25 protein-coding genes are annotated in these 21773 nt (G+C 42.3%); 5 read left to right on the top strand and 20 right to left on the bottom strand.

Features of this window, described 5'->3' with window-relative positions; translation table 11 throughout:
* Positions 1-50 precede the first annotated feature (50 nt).
* From MTR11_RS01805 to MTR11_RS01740, 14 genes are all read right to left on the bottom strand, one after another.
* A complete protein-coding gene (locus MTR11_RS01805) occupies positions 51-743 on the bottom strand; it encodes a cytidylyltransferase domain-containing protein (RefSeq protein WP_006742512.1) in 693 nt (230 codons plus the stop codon).
* Positions 743-1801, bottom strand: a complete 1059-nt coding sequence (locus MTR11_RS01800; RefSeq protein ID WP_243326939.1) for a nucleotidyltransferase family protein — start codon at positions 1799-1801, stop codon at positions 743-745. Before MTR11_RS01800 ends, MTR11_RS01805 begins: the two co-directional genes overlap by 1 nt.
* 19 nt (positions 1802-1820) lie before the next feature.
* Entirely contained in the window at positions 1821-2474 is a 654-nt protein-coding gene (locus MTR11_RS01795) for an acetyltransferase (protein ID WP_167427005.1), read from the bottom strand.
* The gene (gene neuB / locus MTR11_RS01790; RefSeq protein WP_182033356.1) at positions 2467-3540 is read right to left on the bottom strand and encodes an N-acetylneuraminate synthase; all 1074 of its coding nucleotides are present in this window, start codon (positions 3538-3540) and stop codon (positions 2467-2469) included. Before neuB ends, MTR11_RS01795 begins: the two co-directional genes overlap by 8 nt.
* A 40-nt stretch (positions 3541-3580) precedes the next feature.
* Positions 3581-4759 (bottom strand): UDP-N-acetylglucosamine 2-epimerase, encoded by a 1179-nt coding sequence (neuC, locus tag MTR11_RS01785; protein WP_243326938.1) that lies wholly within the window; start codon positions 4757-4759, stop codon positions 3581-3583.
* A 13-nt stretch (positions 4760-4772) separates the two neighbouring features.
* Positions 4773-5924, bottom strand: coding sequence for a LegC family aminotransferase (locus MTR11_RS01780; RefSeq protein WP_243327350.1), 1152 nt, complete (start codon positions 5922-5924; stop codon positions 4773-4775).
* A 12-nt stretch (positions 5925-5936) separates the two neighbouring features.
* A complete protein-coding gene (locus MTR11_RS01775; RefSeq protein ID WP_006742518.1) occupies positions 5937-7127 on the bottom strand; it encodes a UDP-N-acetylglucosamine 4,6-dehydratase in 1191 nt (396 codons plus the stop codon).
* 27 nt (positions 7128-7154) lie between these two features.
* Positions 7155-8273, bottom strand: coding sequence for a hypothetical protein (locus tag MTR11_RS01770; RefSeq protein WP_134647613.1), 1119 nt, complete (start codon positions 8271-8273; stop codon positions 7155-7157).
* A gap of 2 nt (positions 8274-8275) precedes the next feature.
* Positions 8276-9418 carry a dTDP-4-amino-4,6-dideoxygalactose transaminase gene (gene rffA, locus MTR11_RS01765; RefSeq protein WP_006742520.1) on the bottom strand — a complete coding sequence of 381 codons (1143 nt, stop codon included), beginning with the start codon at positions 9416-9418 and terminating at the stop codon, positions 8276-8278.
* Between the two features lie 24 nt (positions 9419-9442).
* Positions 9443-10336 (bottom strand): formyltransferase family protein, encoded by an 894-nt coding sequence (locus MTR11_RS01760; protein WP_031818724.1) that lies wholly within the window; start codon positions 10334-10336, stop codon positions 9443-9445.
* A 41-nt stretch (positions 10337-10377) separates the two neighbouring features.
* Complete coding sequence (rfbA, locus tag MTR11_RS01755; protein ID WP_243326937.1) at positions 10378-11259, bottom strand: glucose-1-phosphate thymidylyltransferase RfbA; 882 nt, start codon at positions 11257-11259, stop codon at positions 10378-10380.
* Positions 11259-12323 carry a dTDP-glucose 4,6-dehydratase gene (rfbB, locus tag MTR11_RS01750; protein ID WP_167427010.1) on the bottom strand — a complete coding sequence of 355 codons (1065 nt, stop codon included), beginning with the start codon at positions 12321-12323 and terminating at the stop codon, positions 11259-11261. The genes rfbA and rfbB overlap by 1 nt, the downstream gene beginning before the upstream one ends.
* 144 nt (positions 12324-12467) lie before the next feature.
* Positions 12468-13178, bottom strand: coding sequence for a 3-deoxy-D-manno-octulosonic acid kinase (locus MTR11_RS01745; RefSeq protein WP_243326936.1), 711 nt, complete (start codon positions 13176-13178; stop codon positions 12468-12470).
* A gap of 11 nt (positions 13179-13189) precedes the next feature.
* Positions 13190-13597, bottom strand: a complete 408-nt coding sequence (locus tag MTR11_RS01740; protein WP_243326935.1) for a diacylglycerol kinase — start codon at positions 13595-13597, stop codon at positions 13190-13192.
* A gap of 107 nt (positions 13598-13704) precedes the next feature.
* On the opposite strand from MTR11_RS01740, the gene MTR11_RS01735 reads away from it, so the two are divergent.
* Genes MTR11_RS01735 through MTR11_RS01715 form a run of 5 tightly spaced genes read left to right on the top strand, consistent with a single transcriptional unit; the run spans position 13705 to position 17785 of the window.
* Positions 13705-14760 (top strand): glycosyltransferase family 9 protein, encoded by a 1056-nt coding sequence (locus MTR11_RS01735; protein WP_243326934.1) that lies wholly within the window; start codon positions 13705-13707, stop codon positions 14758-14760.
* A 35-nt stretch (positions 14761-14795) separates the two neighbouring features.
* The gene (locus MTR11_RS01730) at positions 14796-15563 is read left to right on the top strand and encodes a glycosyltransferase family 2 protein (RefSeq protein ID WP_054867810.1); all 768 of its coding nucleotides are present in this window, start codon (positions 14796-14798) and stop codon (positions 15561-15563) included.
* Positions 15560-16363, top strand: a complete 804-nt coding sequence (locus MTR11_RS01725) for a glycosyltransferase family 2 protein (RefSeq protein ID WP_054867809.1) — start codon at positions 15560-15562, stop codon at positions 16361-16363. Before MTR11_RS01730 ends, MTR11_RS01725 begins: the two co-directional genes overlap by 4 nt.
* The gene (gene coaD, locus MTR11_RS01720; protein ID WP_012841191.1) at positions 16356-16841 is read left to right on the top strand and encodes a pantetheine-phosphate adenylyltransferase; all 486 of its coding nucleotides are present in this window, start codon (positions 16356-16358) and stop codon (positions 16839-16841) included. The genes MTR11_RS01725 and coaD overlap by 8 nt, the downstream gene beginning before the upstream one ends.
* Entirely contained in the window at positions 16838-17785 is a 948-nt protein-coding gene (locus MTR11_RS01715; RefSeq protein WP_006742527.1) for a glycosyl transferase family 90, read from the top strand. The genes coaD and MTR11_RS01715 overlap by 4 nt, the downstream gene beginning before the upstream one ends.
* 24 nt (positions 17786-17809) lie before the next feature.
* Here MTR11_RS01715 and MTR11_RS01710 read toward each other — a convergent pair whose 3' ends face one another.
* The 6 genes from MTR11_RS01710 to radC all read right to left on the bottom strand — a co-directional run bounded on the left by MTR11_RS01710 (position 17810) and on the right by radC (position 21680).
* Entirely contained in the window at positions 17810-18508 is a 699-nt protein-coding gene (locus tag MTR11_RS01710) for a glycosyltransferase family 25 protein (RefSeq protein WP_154647399.1), read from the bottom strand.
* 109 nt (positions 18509-18617) lie between these two features.
* Positions 18618-19427, bottom strand: a complete 810-nt coding sequence (gene mutM / locus MTR11_RS01705; RefSeq protein ID WP_134647600.1) for a bifunctional DNA-formamidopyrimidine glycosylase/DNA-(apurinic or apyrimidinic site) lyase — start codon at positions 19425-19427, stop codon at positions 18618-18620.
* Between the two features lie 102 nt (positions 19428-19529).
* On the bottom strand, positions 19530-20006 hold the full coding sequence (locus MTR11_RS01700; RefSeq protein ID WP_243326933.1) for a hypothetical protein: 477 nt from the start codon (positions 20004-20006) through the stop codon (positions 19530-19532).
* 276 nt (positions 20007-20282) lie between these two features.
* The gene (gene rpmG / locus MTR11_RS01695; RefSeq protein ID WP_004410866.1) at positions 20283-20453 is read right to left on the bottom strand and encodes a 50S ribosomal protein L33; all 171 of its coding nucleotides are present in this window, start codon (positions 20451-20453) and stop codon (positions 20283-20285) included.
* 13 nt (positions 20454-20466) lie between these two features.
* Positions 20467-20703 carry a 50S ribosomal protein L28 gene (gene rpmB / locus MTR11_RS01690; RefSeq protein ID WP_005384783.1) on the bottom strand — a complete coding sequence of 79 codons (237 nt, stop codon included), beginning with the start codon at positions 20701-20703 and terminating at the stop codon, positions 20467-20469.
* Positions 20704-21005: 302 nt separating this feature from the next.
* On the bottom strand, positions 21006-21680 hold the full coding sequence (gene radC / locus MTR11_RS01685) for a RadC family protein (RefSeq protein WP_243326932.1): 675 nt from the start codon (positions 21678-21680) through the stop codon (positions 21006-21008).
* Positions 21681-21773 lie beyond the last annotated feature (93 nt).

Below are 21773 nucleotides of genomic sequence, written 5' to 3'. Positions count from 1 at the left end.
AAAATTTGAACCATTAAGTAATATAATGCCTTGTAACAAGGCATTATATATCAGTTCGTTTTGCCCATAAAAAACTCAGCCAATTCAAAATCCAACTTCTGATCGATATCAAAAGAGACTCGGTTATCCATGACATAGGCGTATGACTTAGCGGTATAATGAATTTTTTTTTGTTCCAGCAGATCTCTGGCATCAAAAATGTATATCGCTCCATTTAGTCGGTAAAACTCTCCGAGGTCTTGTGAACGATTAAGTGCTTCTGGCCTCAAAAATCCCCCCATCGAACCATCTTCCGGAAGCGTGTTCGACCATAGCGGGGAGTGCTCACATGGTGTAACAGAAACCACTGACAAAGCTTGCTTTTCTATGAACAACTCCAAAGCTTCATTAATGTGCTGAGTGGTGCGTAAAGGGGATGTCGGTTGTAACAAGACAAGTATCTCATCACCTTTACCAAACTTTTCAAGCGTGTAAATCAACACACTTTCTGTTTTCGCTGTATCAGAAGCCAAATGTTCCGGCCGCAATTCAGGAACTTCAGCCCCGAATTGTAATGCAATATCTGCGATTTCTTGATCATCAGTACTCACCAAGACTTTGTCGATGTATGGGCAATTATTCGCAGCATCAATAGACCAAGCAATTAAAGGTTTACCGTTTAGCGGTAACACATTTTTTCTAGGCAAGCGCTTACTACCCCCACGAGCAGGAATGAGCGCAATTACTTTTTTACCATCGATCACTACAGTACACCTAACGTATGAATATCTGCTTGAGCGCGATTAAAATCATCCATTCTACCAATGTCAAGCCAGTACTCGTGAATTGGAAACATGAGTACATTTTCACGTTCATTCATATGTTGCTCAAGTAAAGTCGGCATATCAATATGATGATTTTTCGGTACGGATTGGATGACTCTCGGAGATACAACGTATATTCCGGCATTAACAAAAAAACGTTGGATTGGTTTTTCTACCATGCTGATAATTCTATTGCCATCGCCATTGATGACACCATACGGGATCTGATAATCATATTCACGGACACACATCGTTGCATCAGCTTGATTTTCTGTATGGAACTCCAGAAGTCTCTGAAAATCAACTTTCGTTAAGACATCGCCATTCATCATTATTAATGGCAGGTCTGCTGGTAAGTCCTTAGGTAGCAAACCCAAAGCACCGCCAGTACCTAACGGAGACTCTTCATAAACGTAGGTGATATTTACCCCGAGCTTAGAGCCATCACCAAAATACTGCTCAATCTGCTCCGGCATGTAATGAGTAGAAATATAGAAATTAACAAAACCAGCCTTAATGAAGCTTCGAATAACCGTTTCTAAAATAGGCTTACCACCAATTTTGAGCATTGGCTTAGGACATGTATCAGTCAGAGGTTTCAACCGAGTCCCGAAACCACCAGCCATGAGAAAAACGGGATTTTGATAGGTTGGTTGGCGTAGCGCACCGTGCAAAGTTTCTAAACCAACCACTTTTCCGTTTTTTATCAATGGAATAGAAAGAACGCTACGGCTCTCCATTGCTGAAATTAACTCTTCACGAGGGGTGTTAATATTAGCCGTCAATGGGTTAGTGTTCATCACTTGCGCTACATCAGCAGTCAAAGGCAAGTTTTTAAGCAACCCACGACGAATATCACCATCCGTAACGACCCCCAAAAGATGGTCATTATCGTCAACAACTAGCACAACTCTCAACGCTTCATTGTTTATAATTTCTAACGCATCAAGTAATGAACTGGTTGGCTTAATTAAAACATTTTTCCAACAATGACTCATGCTTAACCTATTTTCTAAATCATTTAAAACTTTTCATTGTTACCCTATATGGGTAACAGATCGTATCCATTGGCACATTTTGAGTGATTGTCGCTCCAGCACCTACAATAGAGTTTGTATCTATTCGGACGTTTTGAATCACCGTAGCCCCAGCTCCAATATAAACATTATCGCCAGTCAGAACTTGACCACACAGTGTTGAACGAGGGGCCAAATGGTTAAAAGATCCAATATCACAGTCATGCTCAACTATAACGCCAGTATTCACTATTGTATGGCGACCAATTCTGGCTCCGGCTTGAATAATGGCACTGGAAAGAATTTGCCCCCCCATATGAACTTCCGCAAAAGGAGATACTTGAGCAGAAGAGGCAATCACTGTTTCGAACTGGTACCCACTCGCTGTATAAAACTGAGTTAGCTTGCTTCTTAAGCCCGATTTGGGGAGAGCACCAATGCCATTGACTAGCAAAACTTCGTTACAATCAAACCTAAAGACATCTTCGTCTTTGCGAAAATGGGGTAGCTCGTTAAAAATGCCGCGCTCACTCAGCTCATCCGGGCAAATAACCGCCAAGATCTCTCTTTGCTGCTGTAGAAGTACATCCACTAGTACACTAGCGTGACCACCTCCACCAATAATGACGAGAGGCTTCAAGCTCTTTTTATTCAAAGATTAAATCTCCTGCTTGATAAGCCTTACTGGCTGGCTTATCCAGTAGTTCCCAAAATTTATAAGGAGAAAGGCCCGTGCCAGGGCGTTTTATAGTCAGGTTATCCTGAGTAAAAACTTCACCTACAGCGATGTTCGTCGCTGCAATCAAGCTCTTCCTAGCTACCGCTTTGTTCTTTACCTCAGAAACCGTTGGGCTTTTCACTCCAACACCTAACGCAACTTCCACCTGACGAATAGCTGAAACCATTGCAGTCAACTCGTTCGGCTCGAGCGAAGCTTTATGATCTGGCCCTTCCATATTCTTATCTAAAGTAAAGTGTTTCTCTATTAGTACCGCTCCGCGAGCAACAGCCGCAATTGGGATTGTGATACCTTCACTATGGTCAGAATAGCCAGCGGGTAGTTCAAAGGCGTTAGCAAGAGTATCCATAGCCTTAAGGTTTATCTCTTCCATTGGTGCAGGGTATTCTGTCGTACAATGCAGTAGCGTCACTTTTGCTTTTAAGGCTTTTTGCCCCACTTCAGAGGCATAAGCTTTTTGAAAATTTAGCTCACTTGGCGTGGCATTTTGATCAGCAGTGTAACCAAAAGCAATCACTCCCAAAACAGCTTCTATTTCCGAGAGTGTAGCCATTCCTGTAGAAACAATGAGATCACAACCTGTACGTGCATGTTCTAAAACTAGAGGGGCGTTAGTAATCTCGCCCGACGGTATTTTTAATCGGGTGAGATTCAAATCGTTAACAAGGAAATCTAGACTCTCAGAGTCAAAAGCTGTCGATAGAAACTCAATACCGATTGACTGACAATGCTCTACTAGTTGGTGATGAACATCATAAGAAAGTTCTAACCGACTAAGCATCGCAAGTTGAGACTCTTGCTTTTGCGTATTTGCTACTTGATATTCAGCTTGTTTTGCTTCAGCTGTAACTAAGTTTTTAGCTTTAAAAGTTTGAAACTTAACAATATCAGCACCAGCTTTATGCGCCGCATTGACTAGCTCAAATGCCAACGTCTCATCACCATTGTGATTTACACCAGCTTCAGCAATTATTAATGTCATAGAGTCTCTTTATATCGTCTTTAAATCTACAATGGGATAATTATACATTATCAAAATCTAGGTCGAAAAAGGCTTTACTCGGCTCAAAACGCAAAGTCTTAATCATGTCAATCACCTGCCCGCTTGTATCGCCTTGCCCATAAGGATTTAAGACAACCTCGTTGCTATCGCTTTTGTAAGCTCTCTGCACAGCCGCACTTATTGAAGCAGAAATATCTATATGATTAGGCTTACAATTTAGGACACTCTTGGCGGCCAAACGCCCTTTTTGTCTTGAACCAATATTAACGGTAGGTACATCAAAAGCAGGCACTTCGATAATCCCACTCGAAGAATTACCAATCACAGCAGCTGCATGCTTTACCGCACTCAAGTAACGTACTTGCCCAAGAGATGGAATAGCTAATACACGTTGTGGGTTAGCTTGAGCATATTGTTCCAAAATAGGGATAATACATCGTCCTCCATCATCAGCATTCGGATAAGTAAGGATTACTTGATGATTGGGAAATTCATCTAATGCGCCTAAAAGCGCTTGAAAGCTTGCCTCAGGCTTCTCATCACCTAAGGTCACGGGGTGATATGTAACCACAAAAAATGGTTGAGTTAGGTTAAAGGCAAGTGACTTAGCAAGCTCATCTACCGTCATAAACGTTGCGCGTTTTAGGTGGTCTAGACCGATAGCACCCACATTTTTTACTCGGTCGGGCGACTCACCTAACTGAATAACACGCTGCCTGTAATCCTCTGTGGACGTAGCATGCAAATAGCTTAATTTGGTAATGGCATGGCGTATTGCATCATCATACGCTCCTTCAGTGATCTCCCCACCGTGCAAGTGAACAATAGGGATACGCAGTATCATTGCCGTTTGTGCTGCGGCAAGAGCTTCAAATCGGTCGCCTAAAATGACCAATACATCAGGTTGCAGTCTTGAAAGGGCATCAGCAAAGCCAAGTACTCCTAGTCCCATACTTTTCGCGGTCCCAACTGCCGAATCGGATGAAAGTAGAATCTCAATTTTTTCATCAATGACAAAGCCATCTTGCTCTATTTGATGATAAGTTTCGCCAAACTCTGGCGAAAGGTGCATACCAGACACCAAAAGCTGAAGTTTCAACTCAGGATCATCTTGAATATCCTTTAGAAGCCAGTAAAGCAGCCCGTACTCTGCTCTCGTCCCGGTAAACACGGCGACTTTCTTTTGCTGCTGTGTCATGTTTAATCTTGCCTTAACGATTTAGTGCAACTGGAGTGCTTGGTAAGTTAATTAAATGCGCCTCGATGAACTCTGAGTTACTTAAATCACCACGCAGTGCATTTTCAAACATCGGCAAACGATGCATCAACTTCCAAATTGGACGAGTCATCACGCCCGCGGCATTAGTCTCTTGTAATATCGCTTCTCGCGATTCGATATCCGGACAAATGATCGCATTGAGCCAGTAGTTTGAGTGTGCGTACTCAGGCTCAGTCACAAACTGAACATCGCTACCAGAGAAGAAAGCTTGATACTGCTTTGCTAACTCACGCTTTTGTGCCAAGTACGTTTCTATCACTTCCATCTGCGCACAGCCAAGTGCAGCATTTAGATTTGGCATACGATAGTTAAACCCAGGTTCATCGTGATAAAACTCATAAGGATGAGGTACTTTCGCGGTCGTAGTCACATGCTTAGTGTGTTGGCCTAACTCTTTGGTCTTACACAACACTATACCACCACCACCTGTCGTAATAATCTTATTGCCATTAAAGCTAACCGCACCAAAATCACCAATCGTTCCAGTGTGTTGACCTTTATAAAAAGATCCTAAGCTTTCTGCCGCATCTTCAACCAAATTAAGCTGCCACTTGTGACAAATCGCAATCAATTCATCTAACTCAACGGGATGACCAAACGTATGCATGGGCACAACAGCCCTAATGCGTTGACCCGTTGTTTGATGAAAACACCCTTCCTCTGTAAGCTTTGCGTGTTCCATTAAGTAAGCATCAACCGCTTTAGGGCACAAACCAAGGCTAACTTTTGAAACATCAACAAAAATAGGCTCGGCCCCCATATGATAAAGGGCATTGCAGGTAGCCACAAAAGTGAGGGCCTGAGTGATCACCAAATCACCACGTTGCACACCTGCCATATACAGCGCAGCATGCAATGCAGCAGTACCATTAACAGTTGCTACCGCTTTTTCACTGCCAGTGTATTGCTCTATTTTCTGTTCGAATTGATCAACAAACTTACCGACGCTTGATACAAAAGTACTGTCAATAGTCTCCATCACATACGCTTTTTCATTGCCTTGGAAAGCTGGCGCGTGTAATGGAATAAAGTCTTCGGTTTTATACGTATCTTGCACAAATTCAACAATCGATGTTGGATTCATCATTCGCTCCGCTTACATCTTGCTGTCTAGGTATTTTCCCGTTTCTTTGTGGCCAAAGTCGGGAATCATGGTAAAGAACAATTCTACAATTTGCTCCTTGCTCCACTCACGTTTATCTTTCATCTCAGCAATGCTTTGCTCGAACAAAGTCAAAAGAGCTTGTTCGAAAAGAGGTTCATTTTTGATGATGCCTAAGTTTTCAAAGCGTTCCATATCAAGGACTTCTTTATCCGTGAAGAACTCCTCAAAATCTTTCTCGCCCGTAGTATCACTTTCTGTAAACAAGCAAGGCCATTTACCTTGCTCAGGTAAAGTTTTCGCCAGTTCACGAGCCTCATCTTCACTGCTACAGAGATATGGTTCATAACCCAATTGCTCTAGATATTTCACTGCAATATCAGCAAATGAAATTAAGTGAAGCGCTTCACTCAATTTAGGGAAAAAGATGTCTCGGTTTTCACCAAAAATACAAGACATCAGGCAGAGCTCACCCGACTCTTGTGGCGTTACGAAATAGCGCTTTATGTCATTAGGAGCAACAATAGGTTGACGCTTTTGAATACGTTGATTGAAGCCGTGCAGTAAAGAGCCGTCAGAAAATGCGACATTGGCAAAGCGAGCGGTTGAAATCGACATTTGCTTACTTCTACGCATCAAGAACATCTCCATAATGCGCTTAGACGCTCCCATCATATTGACTGGATTTGCCGCTTTGTCTGTCGATACACAGAAATATTTCTTCGCTCCAGACTCTATTGATTGCTGGATGGTCTTATCTGTATTGAATACATTCACGTCGATCATACGCATAAGTGTGAAAGGATCTTTTTCACTGCGCACGTGTTTCAGCGCTGACAAGTTCAGCACGTAGTCAAACTGCCCATCCGATTTGATAAACGCATCGTACTCAATGGAACCAATATCCAATGCGAATGTTTGAAAATCGCCATCAATGTAACCAAAAGAGCTACGAATATCACGAACCAACTCAACCATATTATTTTCACTAATATCAACAACATGAAGTTTCTTTGGGTTACGTTTAAAAATCTCTTTCGTGACCGCTTGACCAATAGAGCCCGCCCCACCTAAGACAAGAAAGCGAGATTCAGAGACAATCTTTGACAATTCAACTTCTTGATTTGAGATGTCTTGAGTGAATAAAGCATCGGTACGACCGATAAGAGAGAGAATATTGCTCATATTTAGCCTTGAAAATCTGGGTGTGGCCTAGCTATAAAGTGTAGCTAGCTCTTGAAGTGAACGTTGCTCTTCTGCATTTATTTTAGAGGCATTAGCTTTAACATCAATCTGTTTTCCTAAACTGCTCGCTAGCTCATCAAATGTAGAAAAACTACAGAGTTCAACATTTTGTGCATCTTTAAAGAACAGTTCATTGTGGCTTCCTTTCGCCACATAAACCTTACCTTGCCCCCACTTCATCAGTTGACGGGCGGTACTAGCTCCGCCTCTAGGTTGAAGCACAAGATGGGTGCACGACATCACAACAGCCGTGTAAGCTAGTGGGGGAAGTGAAGTTATGACAGACACATCGACTGTTTGCTTCTTTATCTTTTGCAAATAGGTTAAATAAAGATCTAAAAGAAGACGTTTTCGCCACTGCTTTACAGGCCACATCACAACAAACTTGTATTCCGTGTGCACTCCAGCTTTTATGAATGCACGCAACATCGCTTTAATGTTTTGATATTTAAATGCATTAGGTTTAGTACCTAAAAGGATACTTTTTTTCTTATTTTTTTCGTCTGCATAAACAGAAATCGCCAGAGTCTCAGCAGATTTAGTGGGTAATGTGTCGAAGACAACACTAGAATCAACAAGACAAAAATCACACCTTTCTAATACTTGGCTCAACTTCTCACGAAACGCACTATTTAAAGCAATAAACTGCTCTTGTTGACTTAAAACCCAAAGATCATTCTCTGTAATGTTAAGCTTAACATCTGCAACTAAGCGTCCATGTTTATCTTTGCACCAAAGCCACCTGTCAACCTCATCATCCGTGATAAACATATAACACTTGCTCTTCATTTGTGGACTAAGCTCGAGAACCTCTCGAATTTGAGCAGAGTTAAGTGCACTCAGAGAGAAATAAGTTATCGTTGAAGCGTTCAAAAAAATAGAGTTGTTCACCTTCTCGTAAGAAAAGTAAGTGACTCCATCAATTTTCTTAGGGTACTGAGATTCAATATCACCACATCCGAAAATGACGACACCTAACGTCTCGTGATTAATGCCAGCTTTCTCAATTAAGGCATCAATAAACAGAGGGGAAAAGTAGTCTGTGCTAGACACTAAAAAAATATGTTTAATCTCGTTGCTTTGCATTTTTACAATTCCATGCGCCCTAAAACATTTTTTATAGCATTAATAACATAAGACTGCTCACTATCACTCATATTGAAGTACAGTGGTAGTCTTACCAAGCGCTCACTTTCTTGTGTCGTATATATATCACTGCCGACAAACCGACCAAACTGTTGGCCAGCTGGTGAGCTATGCAATGGAATATAGTGAAACGCAGAAACTATGCCCTCTTCACGAAGCATTTCAATAAACTGGCTTCTCAATTCCAGATTTTCCAGTTTCAAGTAGAACATATGCGCATTGTGCTGACATTCAAAAGGAACAGTTGGCACTTCTATATTGTGTTTTGCGGCAAGAGGCGTAAGCTCATCTAGATATTTCCGCCAAATTTGTAGCCGTCTTTGGTTAATCCCTTCAGCTTCTTCAAGCTGTCCCCAAAGGTATGCTGCTTGTATCTCACTTGGAAGCAAACTACTACCAAGATCAACCCAAGTATATTTGTCTACCATGCCACGGAAGAACAAGCTTCGGTTCGTCCCCTTCTCTCTGACAATTTCTGCACGCTCAACAAAAGATTGGTCATTAATAAGAAGTAGTCCACCTTCACCACCGGACGTATAATTTTTCGTCTCATGAAAACTATATGCACCTAGATGGCCAATTGCCCCCAACGCTTTCCCTTTGTAAGTAGACATCACACCTTGAGCCGCATCTTCAATAACAATGAGTTTATACTTCTCTGCAATACTCATGATCGTGTCCATCTCACAAGCAACACCAGCATAATGTACAGGTACAATAGCAACCGTTTTTTCAGTGATTGCAGCCTCAATTTTGGTTTCATCAATGTTCATCGTATCTGGACGAATATCAACAAACACCACTTTTGCACCACGCAGTACAAATGCATTCGCAGTGCTAACAAAAGTGTAGCTTGGCATAATCACTTCATCACCAGGCTGAATATCGATCAGCAAAGCGGCAAGTTCAAGCGCATGGGTACATGAAGGCGTTAACAAAGTCTTAATACAGCTCGCTCTGTTTTCAAACCAACTCTCGCATCGTTCAGAAAGTGGCCCATCTCCCGAGAGTTTACTTCCTTGGATAGCTTGCTCAATAAAGCTAAGCTCTTTACCTACAACTGGGGGCTTATTAAATGGAATCATTAATCTATCTCTCTGGGGTTACAATCAATAGAATTTCATTCTAAATTTATTGATCGGCAAGAAATCTCGAGCTTGGTTTTCTTCCTTCACTACTGCTTTGGTGATTTTCAACAAGCCTTTACCACAAATTACAACGGGGCAGCCATTTTCAACAAATATCACTTTACCAACATGCCTATGCTCACAAACCACATCCTGTACTACTTCAGCATCCAAGACTACCACTTTATTCTCATCAACATTAGTAATAGCTCCAGAATATGGGTACCCTACAGAATCAATAAATCGTTTAATGTATGTAGAACTTTGATTCCAATCGATCTCATAATCAGATTCGTCTCGCCATATTGAATATGTCGCTAATGACTCATCTTGTTGTGAGGATTTTATTTCTCTTCCGGAATGTAAACTATTAAATATCAAATCTGCCAGTTTTATATAATTGAGGTTATTCACTTCAATTGCATCAGATAATTTTATTGGATAGTCAATAAATGAAGTAGCTTGTGCAATAATATCACCTTTATCATACTCATCTGAACCAAATAGAGCTGTAACACCAATTTCATGCTCACCATTAATTAAACTATTCACTAGCGGAGCAAAGCCTCTATATCGAGGTAAAATAGAGTCATGGAAAACAATTAACTTGCTATCTTCGATACTTCTAATCATCCAGCGCCATGACACTGCTAACACATAGGATTCTTGAGGTATTGTGTAAGTGTCATTATGATAATAATACTGAACACCGTAGTTGATAGCTAATTGTCTCAAATTTTCACTATAATCATCTTTAATATTTTTATCTTTTCCTATAACAAGGAAATCAACAATTTCTCGATATTTTTCAAATAAAAGGGTAGCAACTTCATACCCTTTTTTAGTCATCGCATGTAATACTATTTTTTTACACATAACAATACCTGAAGCTTGGACTCGTTTTGGGTAATCTCTATTTAGCTTGGTGAGCAATCATCACAAATAATTTTATTTAAGTATTGTCCGTAGTCATTTTTTAACATTGGTTGAGCAAATTGGATAACTTGAGAAGTTGATAACCACCCATTGCGCCACGCAATCTCTTCTAAACAGGCAACTTTAAGACCTTGAACATTTTCAATGGTTTGAACAAACGAAGAGGCTTCATGCAGGCTTTCATGTGTTCCAGTATCTAACCAAGCAAAGCCGCGCCCTAGTAATTGAACATTCAGGTCACCTTGCTCAAGGTACATTTGGTTTAGCGTCGAAATCTCTAACTCACCACGAGATGAAGGTTTGACTTTTTTTGCCAATTCGACGACTCGGTTATCATAAAAATATAGCCCAGTGACAGCATAATTGGATTTAGGCTTTACTGGTTTTTCTTCAATCGAAATCGCCTGCATATTGGCATCAAATTCTACAACGCCAAATCGCTCTGGATCTTTAACCTGATAACCGAATACCGTCGCACCACGGCTCTTCATCGCAGCTTGCTGAAGAATAGGAGTGAACCCTTGTCCATAAAAGATGTTGTCACCCAGCACTAAACATACTGAGTCATCGCCAATGAACTCTTCGCCAATGATGAACGCTTGAGCTAAGCCATCTGGACTTGGTTGAATCGCGTATTGCAACTCAATGCCAAACTCTGAGCCATCACCTAATAGGCGCTGAAAACCCTCCTGGTCTTCTAGCGTGGTGATGATTAAGATTTCACGAATGCCCGCAAGCATGAGTACCGACAACGGGTAGTAAATCATTGGTTTGTCATAAACCGGCAGCAACTGCTTAGAGACACCACGTGTAATAGGGTAAAGGCGAGTGCCCGAGCCGCCTGCTAAAATAATGCCTTTCATTATTCGCCCGCTCCTAGTCGCTCAAGACTGTATGAGCCATCAAGCACACGCTGCCACCATTGTGGATTATTGAGGTACCATTCCACGGTTTTGCGAATACCGCTTTCAAACGTTTCTTCTGGCGTCCAGCCAAGCTCTTGAGCGATCTTGGTGGCATCAATTGCGTAACGCACATCATGACCAGGTCGATCTTTGACATAAGTGATCAAAGATTCATAAGACTCGACCCCGGCCGGCTTGTCTGGTCGCAACTCTTCAAGCAAAGCACAAATGGTTTTCACCACTTCGATGTTTGCTTTTTCGTTATGGCCACCAATGTTGTAGGTTTCACCGACTTCACCTTCGCAGACCACTTTGTACAGCGCGCGAGCATGATCTTCCACAAACAGCCAATCTCGGATTTGCATACCATCGCCATACACAGGCAACGGCTTGCCGTCGAGGGCATTTAAAATCATCAGAGGGATCAACTTCTCTGGGAAGTGGTACGGGCCATAGTTGTTGGAGCAATTAGTGATAAGTGTTGGTAAACCATAAGTACGTTGCCAAGCGCGAACCAGATGATCGCTCGACGCTTTAGATGCGGAATATGGGCTGCTCGGCGCGTATGAAGTGGTTTCGGTGAACAAATCATCCGTCCCCTCTAAATCGCCGTACACTTCATCCGTAGAAATATGATGAAAACGGAATGCTGATTGGCGCGCTTCATCTAGGTTCGACCAATATTGACGCGCCGCTTCAAGCAAATGGTAAGTGCCCATCACGTTGGTCTCAATAAAAGCAGCAGGACCATCAATAGAACGATCGACATGAGATTCGGCGGCCAAATGCATCACCATATCGGGTTGATGCTCTGAAAAAACGCGGTCTAGTTCAGCTCGGTCACAGATATCCACTTGCTCGAAGTAGTAACGTTCACTCTCTGAGACATCAACCAGTGACTCTAGATTCCCTGCGTAGGTCAGTTTATCTAAATTGATAACGGTATCTTGGGTGTCACGAATGATATGTCGGACAACAGCTGACCCAATGAAGCCTGCTCCACCGGTTACTAATATTTTCATTACAAATGTTACCTACGTTAATTTGTGTGCTATCAGATACACATGAATACTTTATGATTATTGTAGTTTATAGACTCACTCGAGCATCGTTAGACTCAAGAGGGCTTACTTAGAGCAATTAATGCAAAATAATAAAAAACTCAATTAAGATTGAGAAGCATAACCGTCCTGCAAATGCTCAAAATCGGATTCTTGCCAAATAATCTGTCGCTTTAAACGCTCTTTATTAAATGAACGCAGAAGTCTATTTAGATTTTGGTGCTTCCAGTCACCAGAAGTTTCAAAACGGCACTTATCAAAATCGATAATCCATACCTTATCTTTGTCGTCGATCAAGATATTGTGGATATTCAAGTCGGTATGGTTAACGCCAACCTGATGCATCTTGGCAATTTCTTGCCCTATTTTCTGATACATTTCTGCCGATAACGATTGTTCTTGCAAGATATTGACCAGATCTCTGGCGTTCGGGATTCGCTCACTTAATAAATCAGCGTGATAGAAGAATCCTGACTTTACGGCTCTTGCTCCAATTGGACGAGGAACGTGCACCCCAGCCTCGATTAGCGCCAATAAAAGCTGAAACTCTTGCGCACAACGGGTGTTATCCCAGCCAGAGAACCAATAATGATCGTTAACCAACTTCCCAAACAAACCGCCACGACGGTAATGACGCAGTGCTGCTTGCATGTTCTCTAGTTGGATAAACCATGTCGTGCCTCGCCCCGTCGCACTGCCAACCACCTTGTCTAAGGACTGCCAATATTCCGCATCAAATATCGGTTGGCTAGGGTCTGTAAGGATCTCGTCATCAAACCAGATCATTTGGTTGTTGTTTTGATACTGTTGAGTCACGCGCTTACCCCCTAGCCTAAATATCGGCAGGCTAATATATACAACCAAGTAAATCCGGCGAACACCAATGCAACCATAACGGCAGCTGAGCCTATGTCTTTAGCTCGACCACTGAGTTCATGCCGCTCAATACCGATACGATCAACCACAGCCTCAATAGCTGAATTCACAAGCTCTACAATCAAGACTAACACCACGACCCCGATCATTAAGATACGCTCAACCATGCCGACATCCACTAGCCAAGCCAAAATCACAGCGAAACTCAACAGAGCCAACTCTTGTCGAATGGCAGCTTCATGCTTAAAAGCCGCTTTTAATCCTTGGATCGAATAACCCGTCGCTTTAACGATGCGCTTTAGTCCGGTATTACCCGGCTTGCCAGATTCTTGCGATTGATGTGGTGTTATCTTTGACATTGCAGAACACTTATCAGTACTTAGCTATATTCGAGCCGTGTATTTTACATTTATTGGGGATGTCTGCATAATTTACCTGCCTCTATTCATCGAATCAGACAATAATTATGTTCACTTCTGCCCCATCGTCACTATGCGTCTTGCGTTTGTCCGCTATTGGAGACGTTTGCAATACCATCACCACCGTTCAAGCTATTCAGAAACACTGGCCTTCGACCCAGATTACTTGGATAACGGGTAAACTTGAAGCCCAGTTATTAGCCGCCATCGATGGTGTAGAAGTGATTGTTTTTGATAAAAAAGCGGGACTTGATGGCTACAAATCGCTTTGGCGACAGCTGAAAGGCAGAGAGTTTGATGCGCTATTGCATATGCAGTACGCGATTCGAGCGAGTGTCGCGACGTTGGGCATTAAAGCAAAATACAAACTTGGTTTCTCTTCTGATAGAAGCCAAGATTTTCAGACGCTATTTACCAATGTCAAAGTGCCTTCCCCGCAATCTCTGCATGTCGCAGATGGCTTAATGGCCTTTGCCCATCAAATTGGGGTACCAAAGGCAGAACTGGACTGGGTACTTTCTTATTCAGACCACGACCAAGCTTGGGCAGAGTCTCATATTTCTCGTAGTAAACCTAACCTGCTGATTGTGCCTGGTGCGAGCAAAGCTTATAAAAACTGGAACGCGGAAGGTTATGTGGATGTGATTCATCACGCCAGAGCTAAAGGCTGGAACGTGATTCTGGCAGGTAGCCCAGCTCAGGTAGAATTGGATCTGGCAGAAGCCATTCAATCTCGCTTGGAAGAACCGTGTCTAAATTTAGTTGGACAAAGCTCAATTCTGCAAATGCTTGCGTTAATAGATAAGGTTGAAATGGTCATCGCCCCCGATACCGGACCAGCACACATGGCGAATGCAATGAAAACGCCAATCATCGGGCTCTATGCACACCATAATCCGCTGCGAGTAGGACCTTACCGTTATCTAAAATACGTTGTCTCAGTGTATGAAGAAACGATCTTTGCGGAAACAGGCAAAAACAGTCACGAGTTAAGCTGGCGAACTCGCGCTAAAGATGAAACGGCAATGAACCGCATTACTAACACTCAAGTAATGAGCATGTTCGATCAAGTCTTAGAAGATTTGTATCCTCAATACCAGTAAACTTACTGTCTTGATTTGTTAAGAAGGAAATGACCTTGTCCAAACCAACCTTAGCCGTTGCCTTAATTGTAAAAAATGAAGAGAAGCACTTACAAGCTTGTCTAGACACAGTAAAAGATTGGGTCGATGAGATTGTCCTTCTAGATTCGGGCAGCACTGATCGTACCGAAGAAATCGCCCGACAATACACAGATAAGTTTTACACCAACCTAGATTGGCCGGGATTCGGTAAACAGCGCCAACTTGCGCAGCAATACGTTACGGCAGACTACGTTTTATGGCTTGATGCAGACGAACAAGTCACTCCAGAGCTAAAAGAAAGTATCTTACACGCGGTATCAGCCAATAAGCCGAACGTTTTATACAAGCTTAACCGACTAAGCTCAGCGTTTGGTAAGTTCATCTACCATTCTGGTTGGTCTCCAGACTGGATTGTGCGCTTATATCGCACCGAATATACGCAATATAATGATTCGCTCGTTCATGAAAAAGTTGATGAGAAAAACTATCAAACTGAAAAACTGGATGGTCGACTGCATCACTACACTTACGAGCACCTTCATCATTACATCAATAAAACCACTGGCTACCTCAAGGCCTGGACGGATGAACGTGAAGGTAAAAAGAAATCCGGCTTAACCACTGCAATTGTTCACGCTCTTGCTAGCTTTTTGAAGATGTATGTTCTCAAACGAGGCTTCCTTGATGGCAAACATGGTTTCATTCTAGCTTGGCTAAGCATGCACTCTACTTTTGTAAAATATATCGATCTCTACTTACGTGAACAGGCAAAAAAATCATGAAAACGACTTTAATTATCACCACTTACAACTGGAAAGAAGCATTAAAAGCGGTGTTAGAAAGCGTGAAACGTCAAACCGTTTTGCCTGATGAAGTCATTGTTGCAGATGACGGTTCTCGAGACGATACCAAAGCAATGATCGACCAACTTCGTGACGGCTTTCCCGTGCCACTTATCCATAGCTGGCACGAAGATAATGGCTTTCAACTTTCGATGAGCCGCAACCGTGCTATCGCAAAAGCATCAGGTGACTACCTCATCATGATTGATGGCGACATGGTATTGTCTCAAACGTTTATTGAATCACATAAGCAAGTCGCAAAGCCAAATTGGTTTGTACAGGGTGGACGTGTGTTAACGGATGAAAACTGCAGCAAGGCCATCATGGAAAACGGCTTAGTACCTTCTATCTTCAGCAAAGGCATTCGCAATCGTAAAAACTGCATCACCAACGCTTTGCTATCGAAATGGTTCTCTTACGAGCGCAATAACGATAAAGCCACTCGCGGTTGCAACATGGCGTTTTGGCGACAAGATGTCATCGAGGTGAATGGCTTCAACCAAGATTTTGTTGGATGGGGACGCGAAGACAGCGAGTTTGTTCATCGCATGTTGAATGCGGGTAAGTCACGTCTTTACCTAAAATTCGCAGGTGTAGGCTACCACTTGTACCACGTAGAAAACTCTCGTGCGTCACTCGGACAAAATGACGAGATTTTAGAGAACACCATTAAAAACAAGCTTAAACGCTGTGAGAATGGTGTTGATCAGTTTATTTCAGAGGATTGCAGCGATGAATAAAAAGGTTATCTATCCTGGAACTTTCGATCCAATTACCAATGGCCATTTAGATTTAATCGAACGCACAGCAAAAATGTTCGACTCAGTAACAATTGGAGTTGCAGCTAGCCCTTCGAAAAACACCATGTTCTCATTGGATGAGCGTGTAGAACTGGTCCACCAATGCTGTCAACACTTAAGCAATGTCAGCGTTGTCGGCTTTAGTGGTTTACTTGTGGATTTCGCCAAAGAACAACAAGCTTCGATCCTAATCAGAGGACTTCGCACAACAATGGACTTTGAGTACGAGTTTGGTTTGACGAGTATGTACCGTAAGTTACTACCCGGACTAGAAAGTATTTTTCTTACCCCTTCAGAAGAGTTCGCGTTCTTGTCCTCAACAATAGTAAGAGAAGTAGCGATTCATGGTGGAAATGTCGCCCAATTCGTTCCGAGCCCTGTAAACACAGCCATCTTAGAAAAACTACGTTCAGCATGAAAAAGTTAAAGTATTACTTATCTAACGGAATACTCGCTTATTTACCTTCTTTTTTGTTTCGTTATTCCGCAAAAAAACTATTAGCACAAGCCCCAAGTTATGATGAAGAGTACTTGCGTGAACGCGTTAATTATTACAATAAACATACCACGAGCTTCGAACTGACTCCTCCAGACCTTACGAAAGTAAAAGACTTTAAAAAAACGGGCGGCAGCGCTTATTACTATGATCTATTGAAGGTTATTAAATGCTTCCCCAAAAAGGCTGTCTTCAAATATGTCAATGGCGATGTCATTGATGTACCAAACGAGCCGAGTTTTTTAAAAAGTCGACCTATTAAAGGAGAGAACACCAACTCGGTCCTACTAAAGCTAAACGCCGTTAGACACTACTTTTTTGTGGACAAAGACAAGCCGTACCAAACTAAAAAAGACATGATTGTATGGCGTGGGACGGGATTTCGACCAAATCGAAGAAAACTACTTTCTCGTCATTTCCATAATCCTCGCTGTAATATCGGTCGAGTGGATACGCAGGATAAAGATCCAGAACAACTGAGCTACGTGACCCCTTCAATGAGTATCTCAGAACAACTTGAGTACAAATTCATTTTGAGCTTGGAGGGAATGGACGTCGCAACCAATCTTAAGTGGATCATGTCCTCCAACTCTTTGTGCTTCACCCCTAAGCTGCGCTATGAAACATGGTTTATGGAAGGAAAACTAAAAGCGGGTGTGCACTTTGTTCAAGTCAAAGATGATTTTTCTGACCTAGATGAAAAAATGGACTACTACTTAGAACACCCTGACAAGGCAGAAGAAATTATACAGAATGCTCATCAGTGGGTTGAGCAATTTAAAGACACCAAACGAGAAAGGTTGATTTCTCTATTGGTCGCAGAGAAGTATTTTAATCTTGCAGAAACGAAGAAAAGGGTTACCTAAATCTATTAGGTAACCCTGAAATAACTAGTAGTTATACTTAATTTTATTGATAACACGCTGAATCATGTTAAGGGGATTAAAAGTCTTTTTCCCCTTACGTTTATTAGCAATACTAGTCAGGTTATCTTCTCTTTTCGCTACCACTATTGGGCTGATGTAACCATAACAACCACTTAATTTGGGAATCGCTAACCACTTGTCAATTGGCACAGCATAAGCCGTTTTTCTCATGCTGCTTAATAGATCTCTAGCTCTTAATGGTGTAATGCCATAACACACGGTTGGAAACGGCTTCTTTTCTTTTACATCTGATATTTTAAAAGGTTTTTCTGGGTCTAAAATGTAGCAGAAGTTAGTAAAATTCACTAAGCCACAACTTTGGATATAAGATAGTACGTCATCAGCAAGTAATCTTGATGCTTCACCGATGAACTCAATATTGTCTTCAAGAACAATCGCAGGCGTTCCAGACGCAACAATCAATTCCCATGCTTGAGAGTGTGTCTTAAAACAACCAATCTCTCCAGCCATGATCGCTTTTTGGCGAAACTTATGAGAGTAACTTTCATACTCTTTCTCTAGCTTAAGAAGATCATCATAAGAATCTGAGTAAACAAATTCAAAATCGATACCCTTTAGGTAATTTTGAATGCGATTTACTCGCTCTTCATTTCCAGTTGTAATAACAAACACTTTCAATGGTGTATTACTGCTTAGTTCCACCGTTAAACCCTCAGCTGATTTAGTGCAGCTCAATATAGTATCTACCCCTATAATTATTAGCAAGGATACTCATTGTTGAGCGTGAACTATCAATAACTCTCCAAGCCTATTATTTCTGACACTCACTACAAAAGAAGGTATTACGCTGCCCTATTTTTAGCTCTTGAAGTCGTTCGCCGCATTCTGGGCATGGCTCTCCGGCTTTTCCGTAAACTAATAACTCTTGTGCAAAGTAACCCGGCTTTCCATCGGCTTGCGCAAAGTCTTTCAGCGTAGTTCCACCTTGCGTAATGGCAATCTCAAGTGTCATTTTGATATTTTCAACAAGTAACCCCCACTCTTGAGAAGTTAGCTTACCTGCAGGCCTTGAAGGGTGAATTCGAGATTTAAACAACGACTCATTCGCGTAGATGTTCCCGACACCAACCACGACTTTATTGTCCATGATGAACTGCTTGACGGCGACACGCTTATTTTTAGCTTTCTCCGCTACATATTCCGCATTGAACTCTTCAGTTAAAGGCTCAGGCCCCATGTTTGCTAGTACAGCATGTGACTCGCCAGGAGCACACCACAGCCATGCCCCAAAACGACGCGGATCGTTATAACGCAGTATTTTTCCACTGCTTAGTTTGAGATCTACATGATCGTGCTTTGCTGGCGGAAAGTCGGCATCTAGGACACGTAAAGACCCAGACATGCCCAAGTGAACAATGGCTGTACCTGTGTTTGTCTCGATCAGTAAGTATTTCGCACGACGGCTAATCGCACGGATCACCTGCCCTTCCAATTTTTTAAGCTCTATAGGAATATCCCAGCGCAATTTAGGCGTTCGAAAAGTAAACGACTGGATCGTTTGTCCAACCATGTGGGGGCTAATCCCCATACGACTGACTTCAACTTCTGGCAACTCAGGCATTAGATTCTCCAATTCACCGGCTAATAGTTCTCGCTGCTAGCATAATCGAAAAGAAAAACGATAAATAGGAAAGCTTGTTAGGGGTATAGGCGCAAAAAGGCTCTACTCTGGCATAAGGTAGTTTTCATCGACGGAGATAGCGACCCATTTGTCTTGCCAGGTTTTAAATAGCCAGAAATCAGGTAAACGAAAGAAAGTCACCCGCTGCGGCTCTTCGAGATCCTGATACCAGACTTCTACCGTTTCAGGTGCCGTCAGGTTAGGTTTTAAATGATCGTACTGTTCTGAGGTAAGCTCGGTCCCTTCCAATGATTGCCAACGTGATACAAGTTCACTGATCGGTGCGTCGACTTTGATGTTGGATTGCCATCGTCCATCATGCAGTTCGAACTCCCAGCCACTATAGTACAAAGACTCCACCGTATAGTCGGAGCGAAGTACATTTGGGTAAGGGTCTGCTTGGTCTGTTAATAGGTAAGTTTTGATCCACATCGGCGCATTTAAGATCACTATAAACGCGATAATGCCCAGAATAAGAATATTGTTCCATCGGCGGCGACGAGCCGGACTCACACGCATAACCATCTCTACTCTCTTATAGTTATGAGTAAACTACCAAAGAGTATTGAGCTTGACTAGAACAACGGTGTGCAAGTGTGTAGAGAATTGGTGGCAAAGCGGTAGAGAGCGATAAATCAAAAATTCTAGTGTAGCGTCGGACCGATAAAATGACTTCAGCAGTGCTTTATTATCCGATAACGTACTGAACACTTTTTTCAGCACTTTTTTATTCAGGTAATAAAAAACCCAACTCGAAAGTTGGGTTTTTCAATTCATCAAAGAGACTGAAACCAATTATTTGATTTTTGCTTCTTTGTACATAACGTGCTGGCGAACTACTGGATCAAACTTTTTGATCTCAAATTTGCCTGGCATGTTACGCTTGTTCTTATCAGTTGTGTAGAAGTGGCCTGTACCTGCAGAAGATACTAGACGGATTTTCTCACGAACGCCTTTCTTTGCCATTGCTTATTTCCTCTTAAACGTTTTCGCCACGTGCACGCATGTCTGCAAGAACAGTATCAATACCTTTCTTGTCGATGATGCGCATACCTTTAGCAGATAGACGTAGTTTAACAAAACGTTTTTCGCTCTCTACCCAGAAACGATGAGTTTGTAGGTTCGGCAGAAAACGACGCTTAGTAGCATTTCGTGCGTGTGAACGGTTGTTACCCGTTACTGGACGCTTACCAGTTACTTGGCATACTCGTGACATGAATGTCTTCTCCAAAATCGTTTCAGCTCGATATCAACCTTGGTGGCCGAACCTCTCTATCTCTCGAAAAGAAGTTAGAGGTTAAGAACCGCTATGGAAAATCCATACAAGGCTATCAAAGGTCGCGCATTATACTAACTTGATATGCATTGCTCAAGACCCGAACAGATCCTTTTTACAGGTTTTCGTGATCTTTTTTTAGACAGCAGATTTTTTTAGCAGTCCAAGCTGAATTCAGTTAAAAATTTAGTGGCGTGGATGATAGCAGATTTTTAGCAACTAACAACCTAAAAAACGCACAGTTATATCCAGCCTCTTTCAGCAAAAGAGACACTTTCCCCATCTCCGATGACGAAATGGTCCAAAATACGAATATCCACCAATGCTAATGCGTCGGTGAGACGCCTTGTAATCCTTCTGTCAGCTTGGCTCGGCTCAGCAACGCCTGAAGGATGATTGTGCGCCAAAATCAAAGCCGCCGCATTATAATGCAGAGCTCGCTTGACGACTTCTCTCGGATAAACCGACGCGGCATCCAACGTTCCTTCAAATAAAATTTCATCTTTTATCACTCGGTGCTGGTTATCGAGAAAAAGAATATAAAAAGCCTCTCTTTGCCGATCCCTTAAAATAGAAGACAGATATAACTTAGTTTGGTCGGGACTGGTTAAGGCGTCACCACGCTTTAGCGTTTCCGCTAAATAGCGCTGCGTCATTTCTAGTACCGCTTGCAACTGAACATACTTGGCTTGTCCCAACCCTTTATGACGACAAAACTCTTGCTCTGATGCTGAAAATAGTTGTCTTAGCGAACCAAAGTCTTGAATAAGGAAGTCTGCAAGTTCAATTACGTTCATTCCGTGGGTGCCCGTGCGCAAGAAAATAGCCAGTAGCTCAGCATCGGTCAATGCTTGCGGTCCTCGTTGCAGCAGCTTCTCCCTGGGCATGGACTCAGTTGGCATAGCTTTCAGTATCATCTGATGTCTCTTTATATGGAAAGTGCCCCTATTCCACAAAACAAAAAGCGAAAGTCGAGTATGACTTTCGCTTTCTTCGTACCATCAGTGCTT

The organism is Vibrio sp. CCB-PB317, assembly GCF_022808245.1.
In the GTDB taxonomy this organism is placed as follows: Bacteria; Pseudomonadota; Gammaproteobacteria; order Enterobacterales; family Vibrionaceae; genus Vibrio; species Vibrio diabolicus.
This window is presented reverse-complemented; position numbering and strand designations above follow the sequence as displayed.